Source organism: Enterococcus dongliensis (assembly GCF_031927985.1).
GTDB lineage: Bacteria > Bacillota > Bacilli > Lactobacillales > Enterococcaceae > Enterococcus_A > Enterococcus_A dongliensis.
Genome location: NZ_JARPZC010000059.1, coordinates 1 through 366 on the forward strand (window position 1 = coordinate 1; position 366 = coordinate 366).

1 rRNA gene is annotated in these 366 nt (G+C 30.1%); it reads left to right on the top strand.

Annotation, left to right across the window (positions count from 1 at the left end):
- A 5S ribosomal RNA gene (gene rrf, locus P7D84_RS13905) occupies positions 1 to 76 on the top strand; the annotation flags it as partial.
- Positions 77 to 366: the final 290 nt, after the last annotated feature.

Here is a 366-nt window from a genome sequence, read left to right on the forward strand (position 1 = left end):
CGAACACAGAAGTTAAGCTTCTTAGCGCCGATTGTAGTGAGGGGTTGCCCCTTGTGAGATTAGGACGTCGCCACGCGGTTCCATCCTAAAAGGATGGAATTTTTATTTCATTAATAACAATTTCTTGTTATGATGAATTATTGTATTATTTTTAAGGTGTTTGTTACTGGTTTTATCGTGATTATGGTGTCTAACAGTACTTAAAAGTTGTTTAATAAAATTATTGACACTTTTAATATATTAAGTTATTATAACTAAGTTACTGAAATGTTTATCGTTTTTGAAATAAAACTTCAAAAAAGTTATTGACATTCACTCAGTAAGCTGTTAAGATATAAAAGTTGCTGAAACAAAACAACAAACAAT